At 56.4% G+C, this 17,162-nt stretch carries 16 protein-coding genes; 8 read left to right on the forward strand and 8 right to left on the reverse strand.

The features are described from left to right. Nucleotides 1-181 precede the first annotated feature (181 nt). From AC2D8P_RS10440 to AC2D8P_RS10450, 3 genes are all read right to left on the reverse strand, one after another. A complete protein-coding gene (locus AC2D8P_RS10440) occupies nt 182-1,009 on the reverse strand; it encodes an arginyltransferase (protein WP_484702554.1) in 828 nt (275 codons plus the stop codon). A gap of 72 nt (nt 1,010-1,081) precedes the next feature. Then, the gene (locus AC2D8P_RS10445; protein ID WP_484702556.1) at nt 1,082-1,540 is read right to left on the reverse strand and encodes an RDD family protein; all 459 of its coding nucleotides are present in this window, start codon (nt 1,538-1,540) and stop codon (nt 1,082-1,084) included. 60 nt (nt 1,541-1,600) lie between these two features. Further along, nucleotides 1,601-1,999, reverse strand: coding sequence for a DUF2852 domain-containing protein (locus AC2D8P_RS10450; RefSeq protein WP_484702557.1), 399 nt, complete (start codon nt 1,997-1,999; stop codon nt 1,601-1,603). Between the two features lie 260 nt (nt 2,000-2,259). On the opposite strand from AC2D8P_RS10450, the gene AC2D8P_RS10455 reads away from it, so the two are divergent. Both AC2D8P_RS10455 and AC2D8P_RS10460 read left to right on the forward strand, forming a co-directional pair. Next, complete coding sequence (locus AC2D8P_RS10455) at nt 2,260-5,031, forward strand: [protein-PII] uridylyltransferase family protein (RefSeq protein ID WP_484702558.1); 2,772 nt, start codon at nt 2,260-2,262, stop codon at nt 5,029-5,031. Nucleotides 5,032-5,041: 10 nt separating this feature from the next. Then, complete coding sequence (locus AC2D8P_RS10460) at nt 5,042-5,323, forward strand: hypothetical protein (RefSeq protein ID WP_484702559.1); 282 nt, start codon at nt 5,042-5,044, stop codon at nt 5,321-5,323. Nucleotides 5,324-5,567: 244 nt separating this feature from the next. Here the strand turns inward: AC2D8P_RS10460 and AC2D8P_RS10465 are convergent, their stop codons facing one another. From AC2D8P_RS10465 to AC2D8P_RS10480, 4 genes are all read right to left on the reverse strand, one after another. Continuing rightward, complete coding sequence (locus tag AC2D8P_RS10465; protein WP_484702561.1) at nt 5,568-5,870, reverse strand: hypothetical protein; 303 nt, start codon at nt 5,868-5,870, stop codon at nt 5,568-5,570. 36 nt (nt 5,871-5,906) lie between these two features. Beyond that, on the reverse strand, nt 5,907-6,155 hold the full coding sequence (locus tag AC2D8P_RS10470; RefSeq protein WP_484702562.1) for a hypothetical protein: 249 nt from the start codon (nt 6,153-6,155) through the stop codon (nt 5,907-5,909). A gap of 165 nt (nt 6,156-6,320) precedes the next feature. Continuing rightward, entirely contained in the window at nt 6,321-7,067 is a 747-nt protein-coding gene (locus tag AC2D8P_RS10475) for a DsbA family protein (protein ID WP_484702564.1), read from the reverse strand. Between the two features lie 13 nt (nt 7,068-7,080). Next, nucleotides 7,081-8,424 carry a M48 family metalloprotease gene (locus AC2D8P_RS10480; RefSeq protein WP_484702565.1) on the reverse strand — a complete coding sequence of 448 codons (1,344 nt, stop codon included), beginning with the start codon at nt 8,422-8,424 and terminating at the stop codon, nt 7,081-7,083. A gap of 57 nt (nt 8,425-8,481) precedes the next feature. Here AC2D8P_RS10480 and AC2D8P_RS10485 point away from each other — a divergent pair, with 57 nt between their 5' ends. The 4 genes from AC2D8P_RS10485 (at nt 8,482) to prfB (ending at nt 14,832) form a co-directional block, all read left to right on the forward strand. Beyond that, a complete protein-coding gene (locus AC2D8P_RS10485; protein ID WP_484702567.1) occupies nt 8,482-9,630 on the forward strand; it encodes a pyridoxal phosphate-dependent aminotransferase in 1,149 nt (382 codons plus the stop codon). Between the two features lie 60 nt (nt 9,631-9,690). Next, entirely contained in the window at nt 9,691-10,923 is a 1,233-nt protein-coding gene (locus AC2D8P_RS10490; RefSeq protein WP_484702569.1) for an N-acetylmuramoyl-L-alanine amidase, read from the forward strand. Between the two features lie 142 nt (nt 10,924-11,065). Then, complete coding sequence (locus tag AC2D8P_RS10495; protein ID WP_484702570.1) at nt 11,066-13,633, forward strand: penicillin-binding protein 1A; 2,568 nt, start codon at nt 11,066-11,068, stop codon at nt 13,631-13,633. 71 nt (nt 13,634-13,704) lie between these two features. Beyond that, entirely contained in the window at nt 13,705-14,832 is a 1,128-nt protein-coding gene (prfB, locus tag AC2D8P_RS10500; protein WP_484702571.1) for a peptide chain release factor 2, read from the forward strand. A gap of 78 nt (nt 14,833-14,910) precedes the next feature. Here the strand turns inward: prfB and AC2D8P_RS10505 are convergent, their stop codons facing one another. After that, on the reverse strand, nt 14,911-15,234 hold the full coding sequence (locus AC2D8P_RS10505) for a hypothetical protein (RefSeq protein ID WP_484702572.1): 324 nt from the start codon (nt 15,232-15,234) through the stop codon (nt 14,911-14,913). Between the two features lie 188 nt (nt 15,235-15,422). Here AC2D8P_RS10505 and AC2D8P_RS10510 point away from each other — a divergent pair, with 188 nt between their 5' ends. Together AC2D8P_RS10510 and AC2D8P_RS10515 are read left to right on the forward strand one after the other, a co-directional pair. Next, nucleotides 15,423-16,277 (forward strand): LysR family transcriptional regulator, encoded by an 855-nt coding sequence (locus AC2D8P_RS10510; RefSeq protein WP_484702573.1) that lies wholly within the window; start codon nt 15,423-15,425, stop codon nt 16,275-16,277. Nucleotides 16,278-16,359: 82 nt separating this feature from the next. Beyond that, entirely contained in the window at nt 16,360-17,151 is a 792-nt protein-coding gene (locus AC2D8P_RS10515) for a DUF2189 domain-containing protein (RefSeq protein WP_484702575.1), read from the forward strand. The last annotated feature ends 11 nt before the right edge of the window (nt 17,152-17,162 follow it).

Below are 17,162 nucleotides of genomic sequence, written 5' to 3' on the forward strand. Positions count from 1 at the left end.
GGGAGGGGGTGGCGACAACAGGTCGCTACGGCCTACCACGCGCCGCGCGCCCACGTTCGGCCCCGATGGTAATGATAATCAGATTAATTTTGCAGATATCGTCACACATGATCGCCTCATTGACGGATGGTGAAGATTTATCTGAAATTTTCATTCTGTCCAGTAAAATGATCGCGCCGCGTTATTTTCTTGCCATGCTGTCAGGCAGGGTGATCTGGGCGACCTGCTCTGCAATTGGATCGGTGGCAAGCGGATGCGTATCGGCAGAATAGTCGGCCTGTTTGTTCAACGGCTGCCAATGACCATTGCGATAGATTTCAATGGCCGAAAACTTTGATTTATAATCCATTTTCGGGCTGCCGGGAATCCAGTAGCCCAGGTAGATATAGGGTAGTCCCGCCTCGCGGGCGATATCGATGTGGTCGAGGATGATATGGGTGCCCAATGACCTGACAGATTGCGCCGGATCAAAGAAGGAATAAACCATCGACAAACCGTCATCCAACACGTCAGTCAGACAGACTGCCAACAAGTCTGATGAGTCGTCTGGATTGGGTGACGCATATTCGATGATGCGGGTGCGGATCGGGGTTTCTTCGATCATTGCGGCGAATTCAAATATATCCATGTCGGCCATGCCACCGTCGGCATGGCGCTGATCCAGATAGGTGCGAAACAGTGAATACTGATCCTCTGTTGCCCAAGGCGATGTTGCCCGACGCTGAAGATCGGCGTTTTTCCGGCGAATGCGTCGCTGGCTTTTGGTTGGTTTGAAATCGCTGACGCGGATTCGTGCGGACAGACAGGCGCTGCATTCGGCGCAGGATGGTCGGTAAAGCACGTTTTGGGATCGACGAAAGCCCTGTTTGGTCAGGGAATTATTCAGCTGCTCTGCATCATCGCCCTGCAATGCGGTAAACAGCTTTCGTTCCACTCTGCCGCCAAGATAGGGGCAGGCTTGCGGTGCCGTCACATAAAACTGGGGCGCAATGGGCAGTGAATGGCGCATGTCCAATCCGGTTTATTCCAGGAGAAAGCCTAGCAACGGAATGGACATCCGCCAAGTCTTATGATTCTGCGGTTAAAATCGGGCGGCACGGTTGATTGATGCGGATCCCATTATCATGTCCGTCAAGCTCTGCGCGCGTGGAGTAACGCAGATCAGAATCACAGAGATGACTTGCGGCAAAACCATACTGACAGAGACCGCATAGCCCAGTGTGTGAAAAAATGCGCTCGGCAGGTCAAAGGTTTCGCCACGGTAGGTGCGCAGCTCAATCGACGTTAGACGCATCCCAGGCGTGGCCGACCGCCGTGCCAAAGCGATAGTGCGATAGGTAAAATTCACCACCAGATATAGAAAAGGCAGAAAAAACAGGGCGGTAAAGGCGGTAAACGGGACAATCAGCAGGGTAATCACGGCAGTGATCACAGTGTCGATAATCCATGCGACAAATCGTTTGGTCGGGATATCCGCGTAAAACTCCGCCGCATCATACGGGTCAGGAAGGCCGCTGACATTGGTTGATGTATAGCTCATTTGGAACCGAGAAAAAGAGTGGTGAAGGCGGCCCGGGACTGGGCCGCCGATAGGGGCAGATCAGATGTCTGTGGTTTCAACTTCGTCGCGCTGCTGCTTTGCACGGACTTCGCGTTCATCCATGAACTGGTCAAACTCTGTTTTGTCCTTCGCTTCGCGCAGGCGCTGCAGAAACTCTTCGAACTGGCGTTGTTCGTCCTGCAGGCGTTGCAGCATGTCGGCCTTGTAGGCGTCAAAGGCACTATTGCCCGAGGACTGAAAGGCGTGACGATGTGTGCGGTGTTTACCCGCGCTGCAAGATTTGAACATGCGTTTGCTCCATATCATATAGGCCAGTAGGGCCAGGCCGAGGGGCCAGAAAACGATGAAACTGATAACTGTGGCGACAATCCATGCGCCTTTTCCTCTTTGATCTAGCCAGCTTTCGGCCTGTGCGGGCCATGTTGCGACGGTGCTCATTCAGGTCTCCATATTACAAGTGTTAATGTAAATGCCATTCACATCCTCAATGTGGGGTGCGTGAAGAAGGTTTCAAGATATAATGTAAATCATTTTTACATTAATCAACAAACGCAATGTATTTCAATGCCTTAACATCGTCATTTTTGTTGAATAAAGTGAATTCACACCACTGTGCAGTCGCTTGCCAAGCACACTGCAGGGTGTTGCGCTATCTGCACCCCATTGACCCGGATCGGTCGGCACAGCATTTTCGACCTATGAATTTTGCATCCTCCGTCACCCGTGAGCCGATTCCGTATTCCTCTGAGCGTGGCGAGGAAGTTTTGACATTGTTAGATGGGCTTCCGGCAGAGCTTTGCGGGTTGATGCGCGGTATGGCCGGATGCAGCCCATATCTTGCAGGGCTAGCACAACAAGAACGCGACTGGCTGAGACAGGTGTTGCCCGGATCGCCTGATGAAGCGTTCGGTTCGATCGTTCAGTCGCTATCTGCCTGCCCACCGGACGACCTAGGGGCGGGGCTAAGACGAGCAAAGCGCAAAATCGCCTTGTTGACAGCCATCTGCGATCTGGGTGGGATCTGGCGGCTTGAGGAGGTAACCGGCGCGCTGACCACATTTGCCGATCTTGCAGTCGATCTGTCGATCAAGGCGCAGATCACTGCGGAGCTCCGGCGTGGGAAGCTGCCCGGCCTCAGCGATCAGGATGATCCGGGTACGGTCGGAGTGGTGGTTCTGGCCATGGGCAAGATGGGGGCGGCAGAGCTGAACTATTCGTCCGATATTGATCTGATCTGCCTGTTTGATGAGAATCGATACGATCCTGCAGATTATCATGATGTGCGCAGCAGCTTTATCCGGGCAACACGGCGGATGTCGGCGCAACTGTCCGACCTGACCGGCGATGGCTATGTGTTTCGAACTGATCTGCGGCTGCGGCCTGATCCATCCTCGACCCCGGTCTGCCTGTCGATGGAGGCGGCTGAGCGCTATTATGAAAGCGTGGGCAGGACCTGGGAAAGGGCAGCCCATATCAAGGCCCGGCCTTGCGGTGGTGATCTGACAGCCGGGGCGGCCTATCTGGAACGGCTGCGCCCCTTTATCTGGCGTCGTCATCTGGATTTTGCGGCGATCCAAGACGCCCATGACATGCGGTTGCGTATCCGGGATCACAAAGGGTTGGGTGGCCCGATCACATTGCCCAACCACAATATGAAACTGGGCCGGGGTGGGATCAGAGAGATCGAGTTTTTCACCCAGACCCGACAGATCATAGCGGGTGGGCGCGATCCGTCGCTGCGGGTGATGGGCACGATTGAGGGGTTGAACCGAATTACCGAAAAGGGGTGGGTGCCTGAGGAGGCCGCTGCAACTCTTTCAGATCATTATTATTTCCATCGAGAAGTCGAGCACCGTCTGCAAATGATCGGTGATGCGCAGACCCACGATCTACCGGGCAGCGATGACGGGTTTTTGCGGCTTGCACATTTCATGGGGCGCACGGATGTTACGCGGCTGAAGGAGGAGTTGTTTGATCGTCTGACGGAAGTGCATGAAGTGACCGAAAGCTTCTTTGCTCCGACAGAGGCGGAGCCCGAATCGGATGCTTTGTCTGAATCTGCTACAACAATCGTGTCGCGGTGGCGCAGCTATCCCGCACTGCGATCAGCACGTGCACGGCAAATTTTTCGACGTGTGAAACCAGAAATCCTGTCGCGGATGAACCGGGCTGCCAAACCCGAAGAAGCTCTGATCCAGTTCGATGGTTTCCTGTCTGGGTTGCCGGCAGGGGTGCAGTTGCTGTCACTATTCGAGGCAAATCCGCATCTGATTGATTTGATTGTCGATATCTGTGCGACCTCGCCCGCGCTGGCCCAACATCTGTCGCGCAACTCTGCGGTTCTGGATGCGGTTTTGGGGGGTAGCTTTTTCGATGAATGGCCAGGAGCCGCCGACCTGGTTGCGAAATTTGAAGATGCCATGGCCGCGTCACAAGATTACGAGGCCAAGCTGGACAGCGTCAGGCGCCAGCATGGGGAGTGGCATTTCAGGATCGGTGTTCACCATCTGCGCGGGTTGATTGATGCCGAAACCGCCGGTCACCAATATGCTGATCTGGCAGAGGCGACCTTGCGTGCACTCTGGCCGGTGGTGGTGTCAGAATTTGCCCGCAAGCACGGGGATCAGCCGGGGCAAGGGGCAGTTGTTCTGGGGATGGGATCGTTGGGGGCGAGGCAATTGAATGCACAGTCTGATCTGGACCTGATTGTCATATATGATGCCGAGGGTGCAGAGGGATCTGACGGCAAACGACCCCTGATGACCCGACCGTATTTCGCGCGGCTGACTCAGGCCTTAGTCACGGCGCTGACAGCACCCATGGCGGGGGGGAGGCTTTATGAGGTAGATATGCGTCTGCGACCCTCTGGTCGGCAGGGACCGGTGGCGACAAGCATCCAATCATTTCAATCTTATCAACAGGATGAGGCTTGGACCTGGGAACATCTGGCGCTGACGCGGGCGCGGGCGGTTGCGGGATCTGAAAGTGTTGGGGCAGAGGTGGAGTCGTTCCGGTTGAATTTACTGTCGGAAAATGGCGCGCCGGAAAAGGTTTTGCCGGATGTTATCGACATGCGTGCGCGTCTGGCAGAGGCCAAGCCCGCGACGACGGAATGGGACGTCAAACTGGGGGCGGGCGGCATGCAGGATATTGAACTGTTGGCACAGACCGGGGCGTTGCTGTCGGGGTGTGCGGCGCATGGTGTTGCGGCGCAGTTGGCTGGGGATTGGCTGAGCGAGGCGGATCGCGAGACGCTGACAGAGTGTTATCGCCTGCAGTGGCAGGTGCAGATCAGTGCCAAGCTATTGTCGGGAAAACCACTGAACATGGACGAAATAGGCGAAGGGGGACGGGCCCTGATCCTGCGTGAGACAGGATCAGAAAGCATCGTCAAGCTGCAGGAAACATTGATTAAATTAAGAATGTCAGCGGATGAGATCGTCACGCAGCGACTGAATTCTCAGGTTTAGGAGAAGGACAATGGACCTGAAAGAAATGGACAAGAGAGAGCTGTTTTTAGACAGCTACCGGATTGAGGGCATCACCGAGGGGGAGTGCCGGTCGATCTTTCTGGATTGGGCGATCGGGATCCCCGGCGGGCAGGATCCAAAGCCGTGGCTGACGCTGATCTATGCTCATTATCAGCCGCAATTCCCGGATCACCCGATGACCAAGGTGCTGCATGAAAGCCTGGGAGAGGCCGAACGCACGGGCCGCCGGGGCGGTCGCGCAGGCCGGGTGATCGAGGGGCGGGACGGCTAAAATCAGCAGGCTGCAACGCGACGGCACAACGTCGGTATTGCGTCGGTGTTGAATTCAAGGGGTGTGTCAGAGGGTTTTCAGGCCTCCGGCGGGCGTATTCGTGCCAAAAAGAAACCCGGGGTGATGAGGGCTGAAGAGCGGATTTGCGGCTTTGTTGCCTTTTAAACCGGTAGCGGATTTGAAAGCTGTGCCGGGCTGAAGCCCGGCCTACGGGAAATTGGGATGTGGATTGAATGAATACGACTTAGAGAGTTGTCCCGGACAGGTTGTACCCGACTTCGAACCTTCGATTTAAATGGGTGCTTTGATACAGATAGCGAATGGGCCCATCTGGATGGCCTTTTTGAAATTCTGACAAAGAAGACGGCAATATTGTACCGCTGGTGCCATGTACCAATGCCAACTCAAGCGTTTGCTCAATCAGTTCTTGATTTTTATCCAGAATATCAACCTGTTCCTGATCCTCTGAGGAAACGATTAATTGGGTCACCCAACCCAGATTACGCACATAAGCCTTTTCTTTATCAGTCTCCCAAGGAACACCCAAGAACCTTGCTAACCATTTGTTACGGAATATTTTTTTCTATGGTGAGCATCCACCCATCACTCTTTCCAGAATGCAAAGTCGCGAAAAAATATGATTCGGGGGGGGGCCAAATTCTCTGACGATTCTGGATTCACCAAACCAGACACCACTTTCAATATGGGTGGCACGCAGATGGGCAGACCTCAGTTCCATCTGATATCCAGCCTTTTCCCAACGCTGTATTTCTGCGTCAAACCGTCCCTCCGGCACCGGAACCTCATCAAAGAGATAAGCGCTCATATCCATATCAATCACTCCTGCGTATCGCCTTTGGTGGGGTTCGCCCCCATCTGCCCCTGCATATCCGGTTCGACCAAAGAGCCGTAGGGTGGGCATTTCGCCCACCAATGGAATTTGGGACAGTGGTGATGAGTGATGGGCAGACTTGCCCACCCTACATAGCGTGCCAACTTACCCCTCGCGGGCGGCGGCGACGTATTGTTGCATGGTGTCCAGGGGCACGTAGCCGCGGATCATTTCGCCATCCAGAATAAAGCTAGGTGTGCCGCTGATTTGCAGGCGTTGGGCCAGGGCGTGGTTGGCGGCGATTTCGGTTGCGACCTCTTCGCTGTCCATCAGGGCGATGATAGCGTCGGCATCCAGATCAGCGGTATCGGCGTAATGGCGCAGGGTTTCTTCTGACAGGTTGCCACGCAACCCCATCAGAAAATCGCTGGCCTCTTTATAGGCATCAGGGCCTGCGACGCTGCGCACGGCAATGGCAAATTTCGAGGCCAGCGTGGATTGATCGCCGAGGATTGGGAATTCCTTGACGATCAGGCGGATATTGCCGTCAGTGGCCAAGAGTTGTGCGACCTCTGGATGGGCGCGTTTGCAGTAGCCGCAGCGATAATCCAGAAATTCAACCAAGGTAATGTCGCCATTTGGATTGCCGCCGACATAGGAATAGCCGTCATTGTAAATTTCGTCGGCGCTGGCCTGCAATATGGCGTCTTGCGCGGCCTGCTGCTCGGCGATCTGGCGCTGTTCCAAGACGGCGACGGCCTCCATGATCACCTCGGGGTTTTCCAACAGGTAGGCACGAATTTCAGCGCGAAAGGCGTCGCGCTCTTCCTCGGACATATTGTCCAGATCGAACGCCTGCGCGGGCAGGGCAAGGCTTGCTGCCAATAGCGTTGTCGCCAACAAACGTTTCATCTGCTCTTCTCCGTTACTTTGCCGTCTTTGCGGCGTTCAAAATATCCTGCGCCCGGTTCCAGGCGGTTGATCCGCGTGGCAACAGGCCGCTTGCCCGTTCAGCATGAACCGCTGCATCACGCAGCCGACCGATCAGGGCGTAACGCTCTGCGGTCGACAGGGAGGCCATGCCGTTATTGCCCAATCTAGCATATGCCACGGCAAGATCACGCAACATTCTGGATTGAAAGGGATCACGTGCGCGTGAACGTTCCAATACGTCCAAAGCTTTGCGATTGTTCGCATTTGTGTTGCGCGCCAGTAGGGCCTGGCCATATCCGGCGAGGATCAGGGGTTGGCTTGGGGCCAGTTGAACCGCCCGGGCATAGGCGGTTACAGATTGGTCGAAACGCCCGGATTCATAAAGGATTTGGCCTTTCAGTTCGTGCACATAGGGATCTTCGGGCCGGGCGCGAACCAGCACGTTCATATTGTCCATCGCCTTGTCATAATCGGGCAGTCGCATATAGGCGACGGCGCGTTTCATCAGTGTGATCGAATTGTCATCGGCCCCGCGAAGGCGACGGATGGTGCGTGAGGGGTTGCCAAGGAAGGCGTCCAATTTGCCCTGGGCGCGTTGGTACCAGTAGGTGCTTGACTGTGCGGGTGTGCCCTGGGGCGGATAGGCAGCGGCATAGCCGCGCGCGGCCCGCAGGCGCTGTGATGACAGCGGGTGGGTCAGGGCATAAGGGTCGCGACGGCTGGCGGACAGGGCCTCCTGGCCGCGAAAGATATCCAGCACGTCAACCATGGCCGACGGATCAATGCCCGCGCGTGCCATGTAGCGGGCGGCGGATTGGTCGGCGGCGCTTTCCTCGGCCCGAGTGTGGGCGAAAAACAGGCGTTGTGCGGAACTGCCCGATCCCACGGCCAACCCGCCTGCGGCCTGAGCATTGCCGGTGGCAGCGACAACACCAGATAGAAGCAGGCCCAGACCGGCGGCGGTTCGGGCATTTCGGGCGTTCACGGCGCGGCGGGTTATGTGGCCGTTGGCGATATGGGCGGCCTCATGCGCAATCACCGATTGCAGCATTTCCGGGGTTTCCATTTTGCGGATCAGTCCGGAATGCAGGAAGATATGCCGCCCATCGATGACGAAGGCGTTCAGGCGGGAATCATTGATCACCATGATTTTGACATTGCCGGGCGACAGGCCTGCTGCGGTCAAGATCGGGCGGGCCAAGGCGCTTAGGGAATGTTCAATCTCTGCATCGCGGATTAGGCCCTGGGCGTGGGCAATACCCGCGTGCAACATGGTCAACGCCATGATGCACAGCACTGCGGTGGCTGAGCGGATATGCAAAATGATGGATACCATTGACCTTCCTCACCTGCGCTGGGAAAACCCGGCACGGTGGAGAGTAAGGATAGATTGATGCGAAGTTCAACCCGTGGTGATGTGGATGCCTTTATTGTGATGGATGTGGTTGAAGCCGCACGTCAGGCAGAGGCCGCTGGTCGGCACATCATCCACATGGAGGTGGGGCAGCCGGGAACACCGGCCCCGGCGGGCGCACGCGCCGCAGTGGCCGAAGCGATGGAGCGCGATCCGCTGGGCTATGCCGTCAGTCTGGGCTTGCCAGCGCTCAGGAAGCGGATCGCCCAATTATACAAGGATTGGTACAATATCGACCTGAACCCGGAACGTGTGGTTGTGACCTCTGGCTCATCGGGTGCTTTTTTGCTGGCCTTTACGGCGTTGTTTGAAGCCGGGCAGCGGGTTGGGCTGGGCGCGCCGGGCTATCCGTCATATCGGCAGATATTGAAAGCGCTGTCGCTGCAGCCGGTGGAAATCCAGACATCGGCTGAAAATCGCCTGCAACCGATACCGGAAGATCTGGCTGGGCTGGATCTGGCTGGGCTGATCGTGGCCTCGCCCGCCAACCCGTCGGGCACCATGCTGGATCGTGAGGCATTGGCCGGGCTGATCCATGCCAGCCACGCCACGGGTACGACGTTCATTTCAGACGAAATTTATCATGGGATTCAATACGAGGGTCGTGCTGCTACCGCACTTGAAATCAGCGATGATGTCTATGTGATCAATTCATTTTCCAAGTATTTCTCGATGACGGGCTGGCGGGTTGGTTGGATGGTGGTGCCCGAAGACCACGTGCGGTTGGTGGAGCGGCTGGTCCAGAACATGTTCATCTGTGCGCCGCATGTCAGCCAGGTGGCGGCATTGGCGGCGATGGATTGCACCCAGGAGTTGGAAGAAAACATGCGGGTCTATACGCAGAACCGCCAATTGATGCTGGATGGGTTGCCCAAGGCCGGGTTTGACCGGATCGCACCACCCGATGGGGCGTTCTACATCTATGCCGATGTCAGTGCCTATACTGATGACAGCCGGGCCTTTGCTGCCGAAATTCTGGACAAGGCCGGTGTGGCGGTGACCCCGGGGCTGGATTTTGACCATGCGCGGGGGGCAACGACCTTGCGCTTTTCCTATGCGCGGTCGTCTGACGATATTCGCGAGGGGCTTTCCCGATTGCAAAACTTCATGGCAGCGCGCTTGGCATAGACAGGTTGGGTGGCGTAAGCTGCCGACAAAACCAAAAACACGCAGGCGCTGGATCGGGCAATGGGGATTATCAGACAGATCGCATGGATGCTGTGTGCCGTGGTGATCGGCAGCACGGGTGTTTCTGCGCAGGGCAGCCAATCGCTGTCAGCCCTTGCGCGCATTGTGCCGGATGAGACAGGAATCGCAGATCGTGGCCCTGCCGTGGTGTTGGATATCGGCCTGACGCAGGCGGTGCCGTATCGGGTATTCACCTTGGATGCCCCGCGCAGGTTGGTCATTGATTTTCGGGAGGTCGATTGGGCAGGCCTGCCAGGGGAGGAGATTTTGGCCCATGAGGCTGTGACCGCCTTGCGGGCCGGGGGATATCGCGCGGGCTGGTCACGTTTGGTTTTGGCAATGAATGAACCGCGGGGAATTAACCAGGCCGGTATGATCACTGACCCTGCGACCGGGGCGGCCCGTATTAGTGTGGTTCTGACCTCGGTCAGTGACGCCGAATTCACCCAACTAAGTGGCATGCCGGATGTGATGGGCTGGGGGGATAATGGGCCCAATGGGCCGTTGACCTCGCCAGCGGATGCAACGGATCGTTTGTTGGTGGTGATTGATCCCGGTCATGGAGGGATTGACCCCGGGGCGGATGCGGGGGCCGAGACAGAGGCAGATCTGATGTTGCGCTTTGCCCGACTGCTGAAAGAAGTGTTGCAGCGATTGGACCGGTTTGAGGTGATATTGACCCGGAATACGGATGAGTTTGTTTCTCTGGACCGTCGGGTGGCGATCGCGCGGCGTGCTGGTGCGGATGTGTTTTTATCCCTGCATGCCGATGCATTGGCCGAGGGGCAAGCCAGCGGTGCCACGGTCTATACGTTGTCGGAGCGCGCCTCTGACGGGGTGGCGGCGCGTCTGGTGGAACGGCACGAACGCGAAGACCTGATGGCCGGTGTTGATCTGACCCATCAGGATGATGTGATCGCGACCGTGCTGATGGAAATGGCACAGGTAGAGACGCAGCCTAGATCAGAGCAACTGGCGCAGGCGGTGATTGCGGGGTTCAGGACAGAAGAGATCGCCCTATACAAACACCCGCACCAACATGCCGGGTTTACGGTGTTAAAGGCCCCCGATATCCCATCTGTCCTGATAGAGCTGGGCTATCTGTCGAGCGATAAGGATTATGAAAACCTGCTGTCAGAGGAATGGCAGGCCCGAGCCATTCGGGCCATTGCGGCGGGGCTGCAAAGCTGGGCCCAACAAGATGCCGCAGCGGCACAATTGATCCGAAAATAGACAGCCAAGGATCGGGGGGCGAGATGCGTCAAATACATGCCGCCGGGTCAAAGTGCAGAAAGCTGCCTGCCTGTGCGGATGTGTTTTGACCCTGCGGGATCGCGGGACTATATAAGGCTGGCATTTGCTGAAGGACCTGCGTGTGATCCGGTTTATACTTTCGTTCCTCGGAACAATCTTTTCCCTGCTGACAGTGGGCCTGTTCGTCGCTGTTCTGGGGGTTGGCGCAGTGTTTCTGAGTTATGGCCGGGACCTGCCAAATCACGAGGCCCTGGCGCAGTATTCGCCGGACACCATCAGCCGGATTTATTCGGCCGAGGGGCGCATCATTGACGAATTTGCCAGCGAACGGCGGTTATTTGTATCGGCGGAGGATATTCCGGACATCGTCAAGCAGGCGTTTATCTCTGCCGAGGACAAGAATTTCTATAACCACCCCGGTTACGATTTGCGCGGTATCGCGGCTGCAGCGGTCGAGGCGGTGCAATCGCGTGGCAGCAATGTGCGCGGGGCGTCAACGATCACGCAGCAGGTGATGAAGAACTTTTTGCTGGGCGGAGAGCGTCGGATCGAGCGCAAGATCAAGGAAATCATACTGGCCACCCGGATTGAAAAGACGCTGAGCAAGGAAGATATCCTGGAGCTCTATCTGAACGAGATCTATCTGGGCGCCAATTCCTATGGTGTTGCGGCGGCCGCGCAGACCTATTTCAACAAATCGTTGGCGGACCTGGATGCCAGCGAGGCCGCCTATTTGGCGGCGTTGCCGAAAAAACCGGCGGAACTGCATCCGGTACGCGATTATGAGGATGCGGTCGACCGGCGGAATTTTGTTCTGCGCGAGATGCAGGAAAACGGCTATATCACCGCGTCGGAGCGTGACGTTGCCCGCGCCGCGCCGTTGAAATCGGTGCAGAATGGGGATTACCCGGCGTTTCGCACCGCCTTGCCGCCGCGCGACTATTTCACCGATGAAATCCGGCGACAGCTCAGCCGAGATTTCGGCGAGGAAGATTTCTTTTCAGCAGGTTATTCCGTGCGCGCCACAGTGGATCAGGAATTGCAGCCGGTGGCCGCGATGTCCCTGCAGCGGGCGCTTGAGGACTATGACCGTAATCGCGGTGTTTGGCGTGGAACCGGGCTGACATTGCCTGAGGATGTTTTGGGCAGCGAGGACAGCTGGCGGGAGGCCTTGTCAGATGTCGAAGTTTCCCGTGATGTTGCACTGGACGGTGGCTGGTACCCGGCTGTGGTTCTGGAGGTCGGCAGCACCCATGCCCGGATCGGGATCGAGGGCGTCGCCGATGATGACGATGGCCACTGGATTGCGCCCGAGGATGTGAACTGGGCGCGACCCCTGCGCGAGGATGGATCGGTTGGCCGCCAGGCCAAAGTGGCCGGTGATCTGCTGAATGTCGGTGATGTCGTGCATGTGCGGGCGATCACCACGAATGACGATGGCAGTTTTGTGCGCTGGACGCTCAGGCAAGTACCAGAGGTTCAGGGCGGTTTTGTTGCGATGGATGTGAACACCGGCCGGGTGATCGCGATGCAGGGCGGATTTTCCTATCAGCATTCTGTCTTTAACAGGGCGACACAGGCGGATCGGCAGCCGGGGTCTTCATTCAAACCCTTTGTCTATGCCGCCGCGCTGGATAGCGGGTTTACGCCGGCCACAATCCTGGTGGATGCGCCGATCGAGGTCGATACCGGCGCCGGGATCTGGCGCCCGCAAAACGCATCCAAGGAATTTTATGGCCCGACACCGCTGCGCACCGGGATTGAACGATCCAGAAATCTGATGACCGTGCGACTGGCGCAGGAAATCGGCATGGATACTGTGGCGCAATATGCCGAATATTTTGGTGTCTATGACCGCATGAATGCGTTTTTGTCCAATTCGCTCGGGGCGCAGGAAACCACGCTTTACAAAATGGTGTCGGCCTATGCGATGTTTGCCAATGGCGGGCGTCGGATTGAACCGTCACTGGTGGACCGAGTGCAGAACCGGTGGGGCGAAACCGTCTATCGCCACGACCAGCGTGATTGCGTGGATTGCGACGGGGCCTTGCCCGCCGGGCTTGGCCCGCGGATCATTTCCGATCGCGAGAGGGTCATGAACGCGGTTACCGCCTATCAGCTGACCTCTATGATGCGGGGCGTGGTCGAACGCGGCACGGCCGCCGGGCAGGTTCGCCTGAACGTGCCTGTTGCAGGCAAAACCGGCACCACCAATGATGCCAAGGATGTCTGGTTCATCGGCTTTACCTCTAACATCGTGGCGGGGTGTTACATTGGGTATGACCGCCCGCAACCCTTGGGGCATGGAGTCTATGGCGGCAATACCTGTGGCCCCGTTTTTAATCGGTTCATGACCGAGGCGACGGCAAAATTTGGCGGTGGTCCTTTTGACGTGCCAGAGGGCGGAAGGTTCATCAAGATCGATCGGTTCAGCGGTGCCAGGTTGCCAGACGAAGCCGAGGGCGAAAACGTCGTGGCGGAGTATTTCCGTGATGGCGAGGAACCTGTCTTTGGCATTTCTGGTATGATCGACGGCGGGTTCGCCATGGGGGCCAACCTGCCGCTGTTTGCCCCTGGCGAGGGGGATGACTATGGCCAATCGCGCACAGTTATCACCTCTGACGGTGGCACAGCGCGGATCGGCGGGCAGGCGACGAATGAATCGCTGGCCTCTGACGGGCTATACTGATTTTACTGATCTTGTCGGCCCCGGCACAGGTTGCTATCACGCGGGTCTGACACGTCATCAAAGGATCCCCCATGCGCGCGGAAATTCAGAACACAGTTGAAGCGGTTGAAAAGTCGCTGGAGCTTTTGAAGCAGCGTATGGACTTGGAAACGGCTGAGTTTCGTTTGGAAGAGTTTAACGCGCGCGTTGAAGATCCCGATTTGTGGAATGATCCAGCCAAGGCGCAGGCCTTGATGCGGGAACGCCAAAACCTGGTGGATTCCATTGATGTCTGCAAAGGGATCGCACAAGACCTGTCTGACAATATCGAGCTGATCGAAATGGGCGAGATGGAGGAGGATGCCGACGTCGTGGCCGAGGCAGAGGCCGCATTGAAGGCACTGGAAATCCGCGCTGCGGAAAAAGAGCTGGAGGCGCTCTTGGATGGCGAAGCTGACGGCAACGATACATTTTTGGAGATCAATTCCGGGGCAGGGGGCACGGAAAGTTGCGACTGGGCCTCGATGCTGGCGCGGATGTATGTGCGCTGGGCCGAAAAGCGTGGCTTCTTGGTGGAGCTTCAATCAGAAAGCGCGGGCGAAGAGGCGGGGATCAAATCTGCCGCCTACAAGATCACTGGCAAGAACGCCTATGGCTGGCTGAAGTCAGAGTCTGGTGTGCATCGGCTGGTGCGCATTTCACCCTATGACAGCTCCGCCCGGCGGCACACATCGTTCAGTTCGGTCTGGGTCTATCCGGTGGTCGATGACAATATCGAGATTGAGGTCAACCCGGCGGATATTCGCATTGATACCTATCGGTCATCGGGCGCTGGCGGGCAGCACGTGAACACGACGGATTCTGCCGTTCGGATCACCCACCACCCGACCGGGATCGTGGTGACGAGTTCGGAAAAATCCCAGCACCAGAACCGTGATATCGCGATGAAGGCACTGAAATCTCGTCTGTATCAGATGGAGTTGGAAAAGCGCACCGCCAGCATTCAGGAAGCCCATGACAACAAGGGTGATGCAGGCTGGGGGAACCAGATCAGATCCTACGTCTTGCAGCCCTACCAGATGGTGAAGGACCTGCGGACGGGGTTTGAGACATCGGACACGCAAGGGGTGCTGGATGGTGATCTTGACGGGCTGATGGCGGCCACCTTGGCGATGGATGTATCAGGGATGTCGAGGGCTGAGGCACAGGCAGAGGACTAGGGTTTAAGCTGACTTTCCACCGAAAAAATCAGGCCGCCCAAAGGCGACCTGAAAGCTTGAAGTAGGAGAGGTATTAATTTAGCCTGTGCGACCGTCTTGGGTGCTATCATCGCCGCGTCCATTTGGATCACGCCCATCATCATCACCTCGCCCCGGTGTTGGCCAGCAATCCGGGTTGGCGGTGTCGGTGCAGTCATCTGGCGGCGGAGCACAAGGATTCTGGCCAGGAGCTGCGGTGCTGGAGGAAGGCTCTGACCCGTCTGAACATCCAGCGACACCACCGAACTTATCAAAAATCGGTTCTGGCACGATGCTGGGTGCCATCGGCTCTTCTTGTTGCGCGCAGGCGCCGAGCATCGCGGCGCATGCGATGAGTGGGAAAATCTTTTTGGATACTGACATTAATGGTCCCTCAGTTACTGTTAGGCGTGATCACCTGCCTGGGTTGATGCATCTACAACAATGTGAATGCATCGCATCAAACGTGCCATTAGCTTAGCACAGTTCTTGATTCATTTTTAGGCGGAAAACTTCTGGACAGAAAGACGCATAGATGCATTAAGTGAATGCAAAATTGCATGAATGGCGTGATGGATTGGGATAATCTTAAAATCGTGTTGGCGATCTGCCAGGCTGGGTCGCTAACCGGGGCCGCTCAGATCCTGAATGTAGATCAGTCCACCGTTGGGCGAAAGCTGACCAGCGCGGAGAAAGAGCTGGGCGTTATTTTGTTTGTCCGCTCCAAAGCGGGGTTTGTACCGACCCAAGCAGGGGAAATCGTTCTCCGCCATGCGGAACAGGTTGAAAAATCCCTGCGTTCTATGGGTGATGATATCGCTGATGCGCATAGTGGCGCGCGCGGGACTGTACGTATTGTCGGTAATGCCTGGATGATGCAGGAGTTAGCTGGCCGTGGTGCGGCACTGTTTTTGCAAAGTAATCCGAATATCGATTTGCGGTTTTTGACCCGTCTACCGCAAATTCGAATATCGGGTGATGCCTCTATACCTTTGTGGTTTGAAACGCCGCCGCATTCGACCGAGTTTGCGGTTGCTTTGGGAAAAGTACCTTATGCGGTTTACAAGGCTGCAGATCCCGAGCTGGCGACAGATGGCTGGGTGGCGTTTTGGGATGAGGAAGCTGAACGCCCGATCATAAACCGTGCCACGGAACGGTTGAGCGGCGGGATACCATCCTTTCGACTGACCTCGACTGATGCGGGTGTATTGGTTTCAGCGGTGGCAGCAGGTGTTGGCAAAGGTTTGTTGCCCATGTGTTTGGCGCGGGGGCGCACAGATCTGGCCAGGGTCAATGTTGGCAAGCCCGATCTGGAACGGGTTTTGTATATGCATCACAATCCAGACACGCTTAGCACCAAGCGTTTCAGGTTGGCGGTTGACTGGTTGCGTGATGTTTTTCCAAAAATCTTTATGTCGGTTGACTGAACGGTTGATCCCGACGCCATCCGATGTGATCATCCAACCGGGACGCGCGATTTCGATTTTTGATCGATGTCGGAGTGAAAAAATGAAGAGTGATGATAAGGTGCCGCCCACGGTTGGCGGGGCGCTAGTGCCTGATATCCGCCAGATAAGCGGTGTTGATCTGCGAGCGGCGTTGAGTGCGGGGTGGCAAGACTTTCGTGCAGCGCCTGTGTTTGGATTGCTTATTTCAGCCATCTACATTGTCGCGGGCTGGGCGATGGGTGTTGTGACCTATGCCACCGGACAAACCTATTGGCTGGTTCTTGCGGCCTTTGGATTTCCGCTGTTAGGTCCGTTTGCTGCGGTTGGGCTTTATGAGGTCAGCCATCAACTGGAACAGGGAAACCGACCGGACTGGTCCTCTGTCATGGGCGTTGTTTGGCGGCAGCGCGACCGACAGATCCCTTCAATCTGCGCCATTATGGTTTTCATATTTCTATTCTGGTTCTTTATCGCCCATATGATTTTTGCTCTGTTCATGGGGCTGTCTGTGATGACCAACATCTCTAGCTCTTTTGAGGTGTTTCTGACGCCGAATGGGATCATGATGATTGGCGTCGGATCGCTTGTTGGGGCGGCGTTGTCTTATCTGATTTATGCGGTCACCGTCGCGGGCTTGCCTTTGTTGCTGGACCGGGAGATCGATTTTGTGACAGCAATGATCGTCAGCGTTCAGTCGGTGTTGAGAAATTCTTGGGTGATGTTGGTCTGGGGAATGTTGATCGCCGGGTTTTTGATTGTGGCGATGATCCCAGCGTTTCTGGGGCTTTTGATCATTCTGCCGTTGCTGGGCCACGCGAGTTGGCATCTCTATCGGCGATTGGTGACACATTGAACAAGAAAAAA

This window comes from Roseovarius sp. YIN77 (assembly GCF_057219155.1).

Bases quoted from the DNA above. Each gene is read 5' to 3' on its own strand.
- AC2D8P_RS10440 (WP_484702554.1), bottom strand. From the start codon at position 1,009: ATGCGCCATTCACTGCCCATTGCGCCCCAGTTTTATGTGACGGCACCG.
- AC2D8P_RS10445 (WP_484702556.1), bottom strand. From the start codon at position 1,540: ATGAGCTATACATCAACCAATGTCAGCGGCCTTCCTGACCCGTATGAT.
- AC2D8P_RS10450 (WP_484702557.1), bottom strand. From the start codon at position 1,999: ATGAGCACCGTCGCAACATGGCCCGCACAGGCCGAAAGCTGGCTAGAT.
- AC2D8P_RS10455 (WP_484702558.1), top strand. From the start codon at position 2,260: ATGAATTTTGCATCCTCCGTCACCCGTGAGCCGATTCCGTATTCCTCT.
- AC2D8P_RS10460 (WP_484702559.1), top strand. From the start codon at position 5,042: ATGGACCTGAAAGAAATGGACAAGAGAGAGCTGTTTTTAGACAGCTAC.
- AC2D8P_RS10470 (WP_484702562.1), bottom strand. From the start codon at position 6,155: ATGGATATGAGCGCTTATCTCTTTGATGAGGTTCCGGTGCCGGAGGGA.
- AC2D8P_RS10475 (WP_484702564.1), bottom strand. From the start codon at position 7,067: ATGAAACGTTTGTTGGCGACAACGCTATTGGCAGCAAGCCTTGCCCTG.
- AC2D8P_RS10480 (WP_484702565.1), bottom strand. From the start codon at position 8,424: ATGGTATCCATCATTTTGCATATCCGCTCAGCCACCGCAGTGCTGTGC.
- AC2D8P_RS10485 (WP_484702567.1), top strand. From the start codon at position 8,482: ATGCGAAGTTCAACCCGTGGTGATGTGGATGCCTTTATTGTGATGGAT.
- AC2D8P_RS10490 (WP_484702569.1), top strand. From the start codon at position 9,691: ATGGGGATTATCAGACAGATCGCATGGATGCTGTGTGCCGTGGTGATC.
- prfB (WP_484702571.1), top strand. From the start codon at position 13,705: ATGCGCGCGGAAATTCAGAACACAGTTGAAGCGGTTGAAAAGTCGCTG.
- AC2D8P_RS10505 (WP_484702572.1), bottom strand. From the start codon at position 15,234: ATGTCAGTATCCAAAAAGATTTTCCCACTCATCGCATGCGCCGCGATG.
- AC2D8P_RS10510 (WP_484702573.1), top strand. From the start codon at position 15,423: ATGGATTGGGATAATCTTAAAATCGTGTTGGCGATCTGCCAGGCTGGG.
- AC2D8P_RS10515 (WP_484702575.1), top strand. From the start codon at position 16,360: ATGAAGAGTGATGATAAGGTGCCGCCCACGGTTGGCGGGGCGCTAGTG.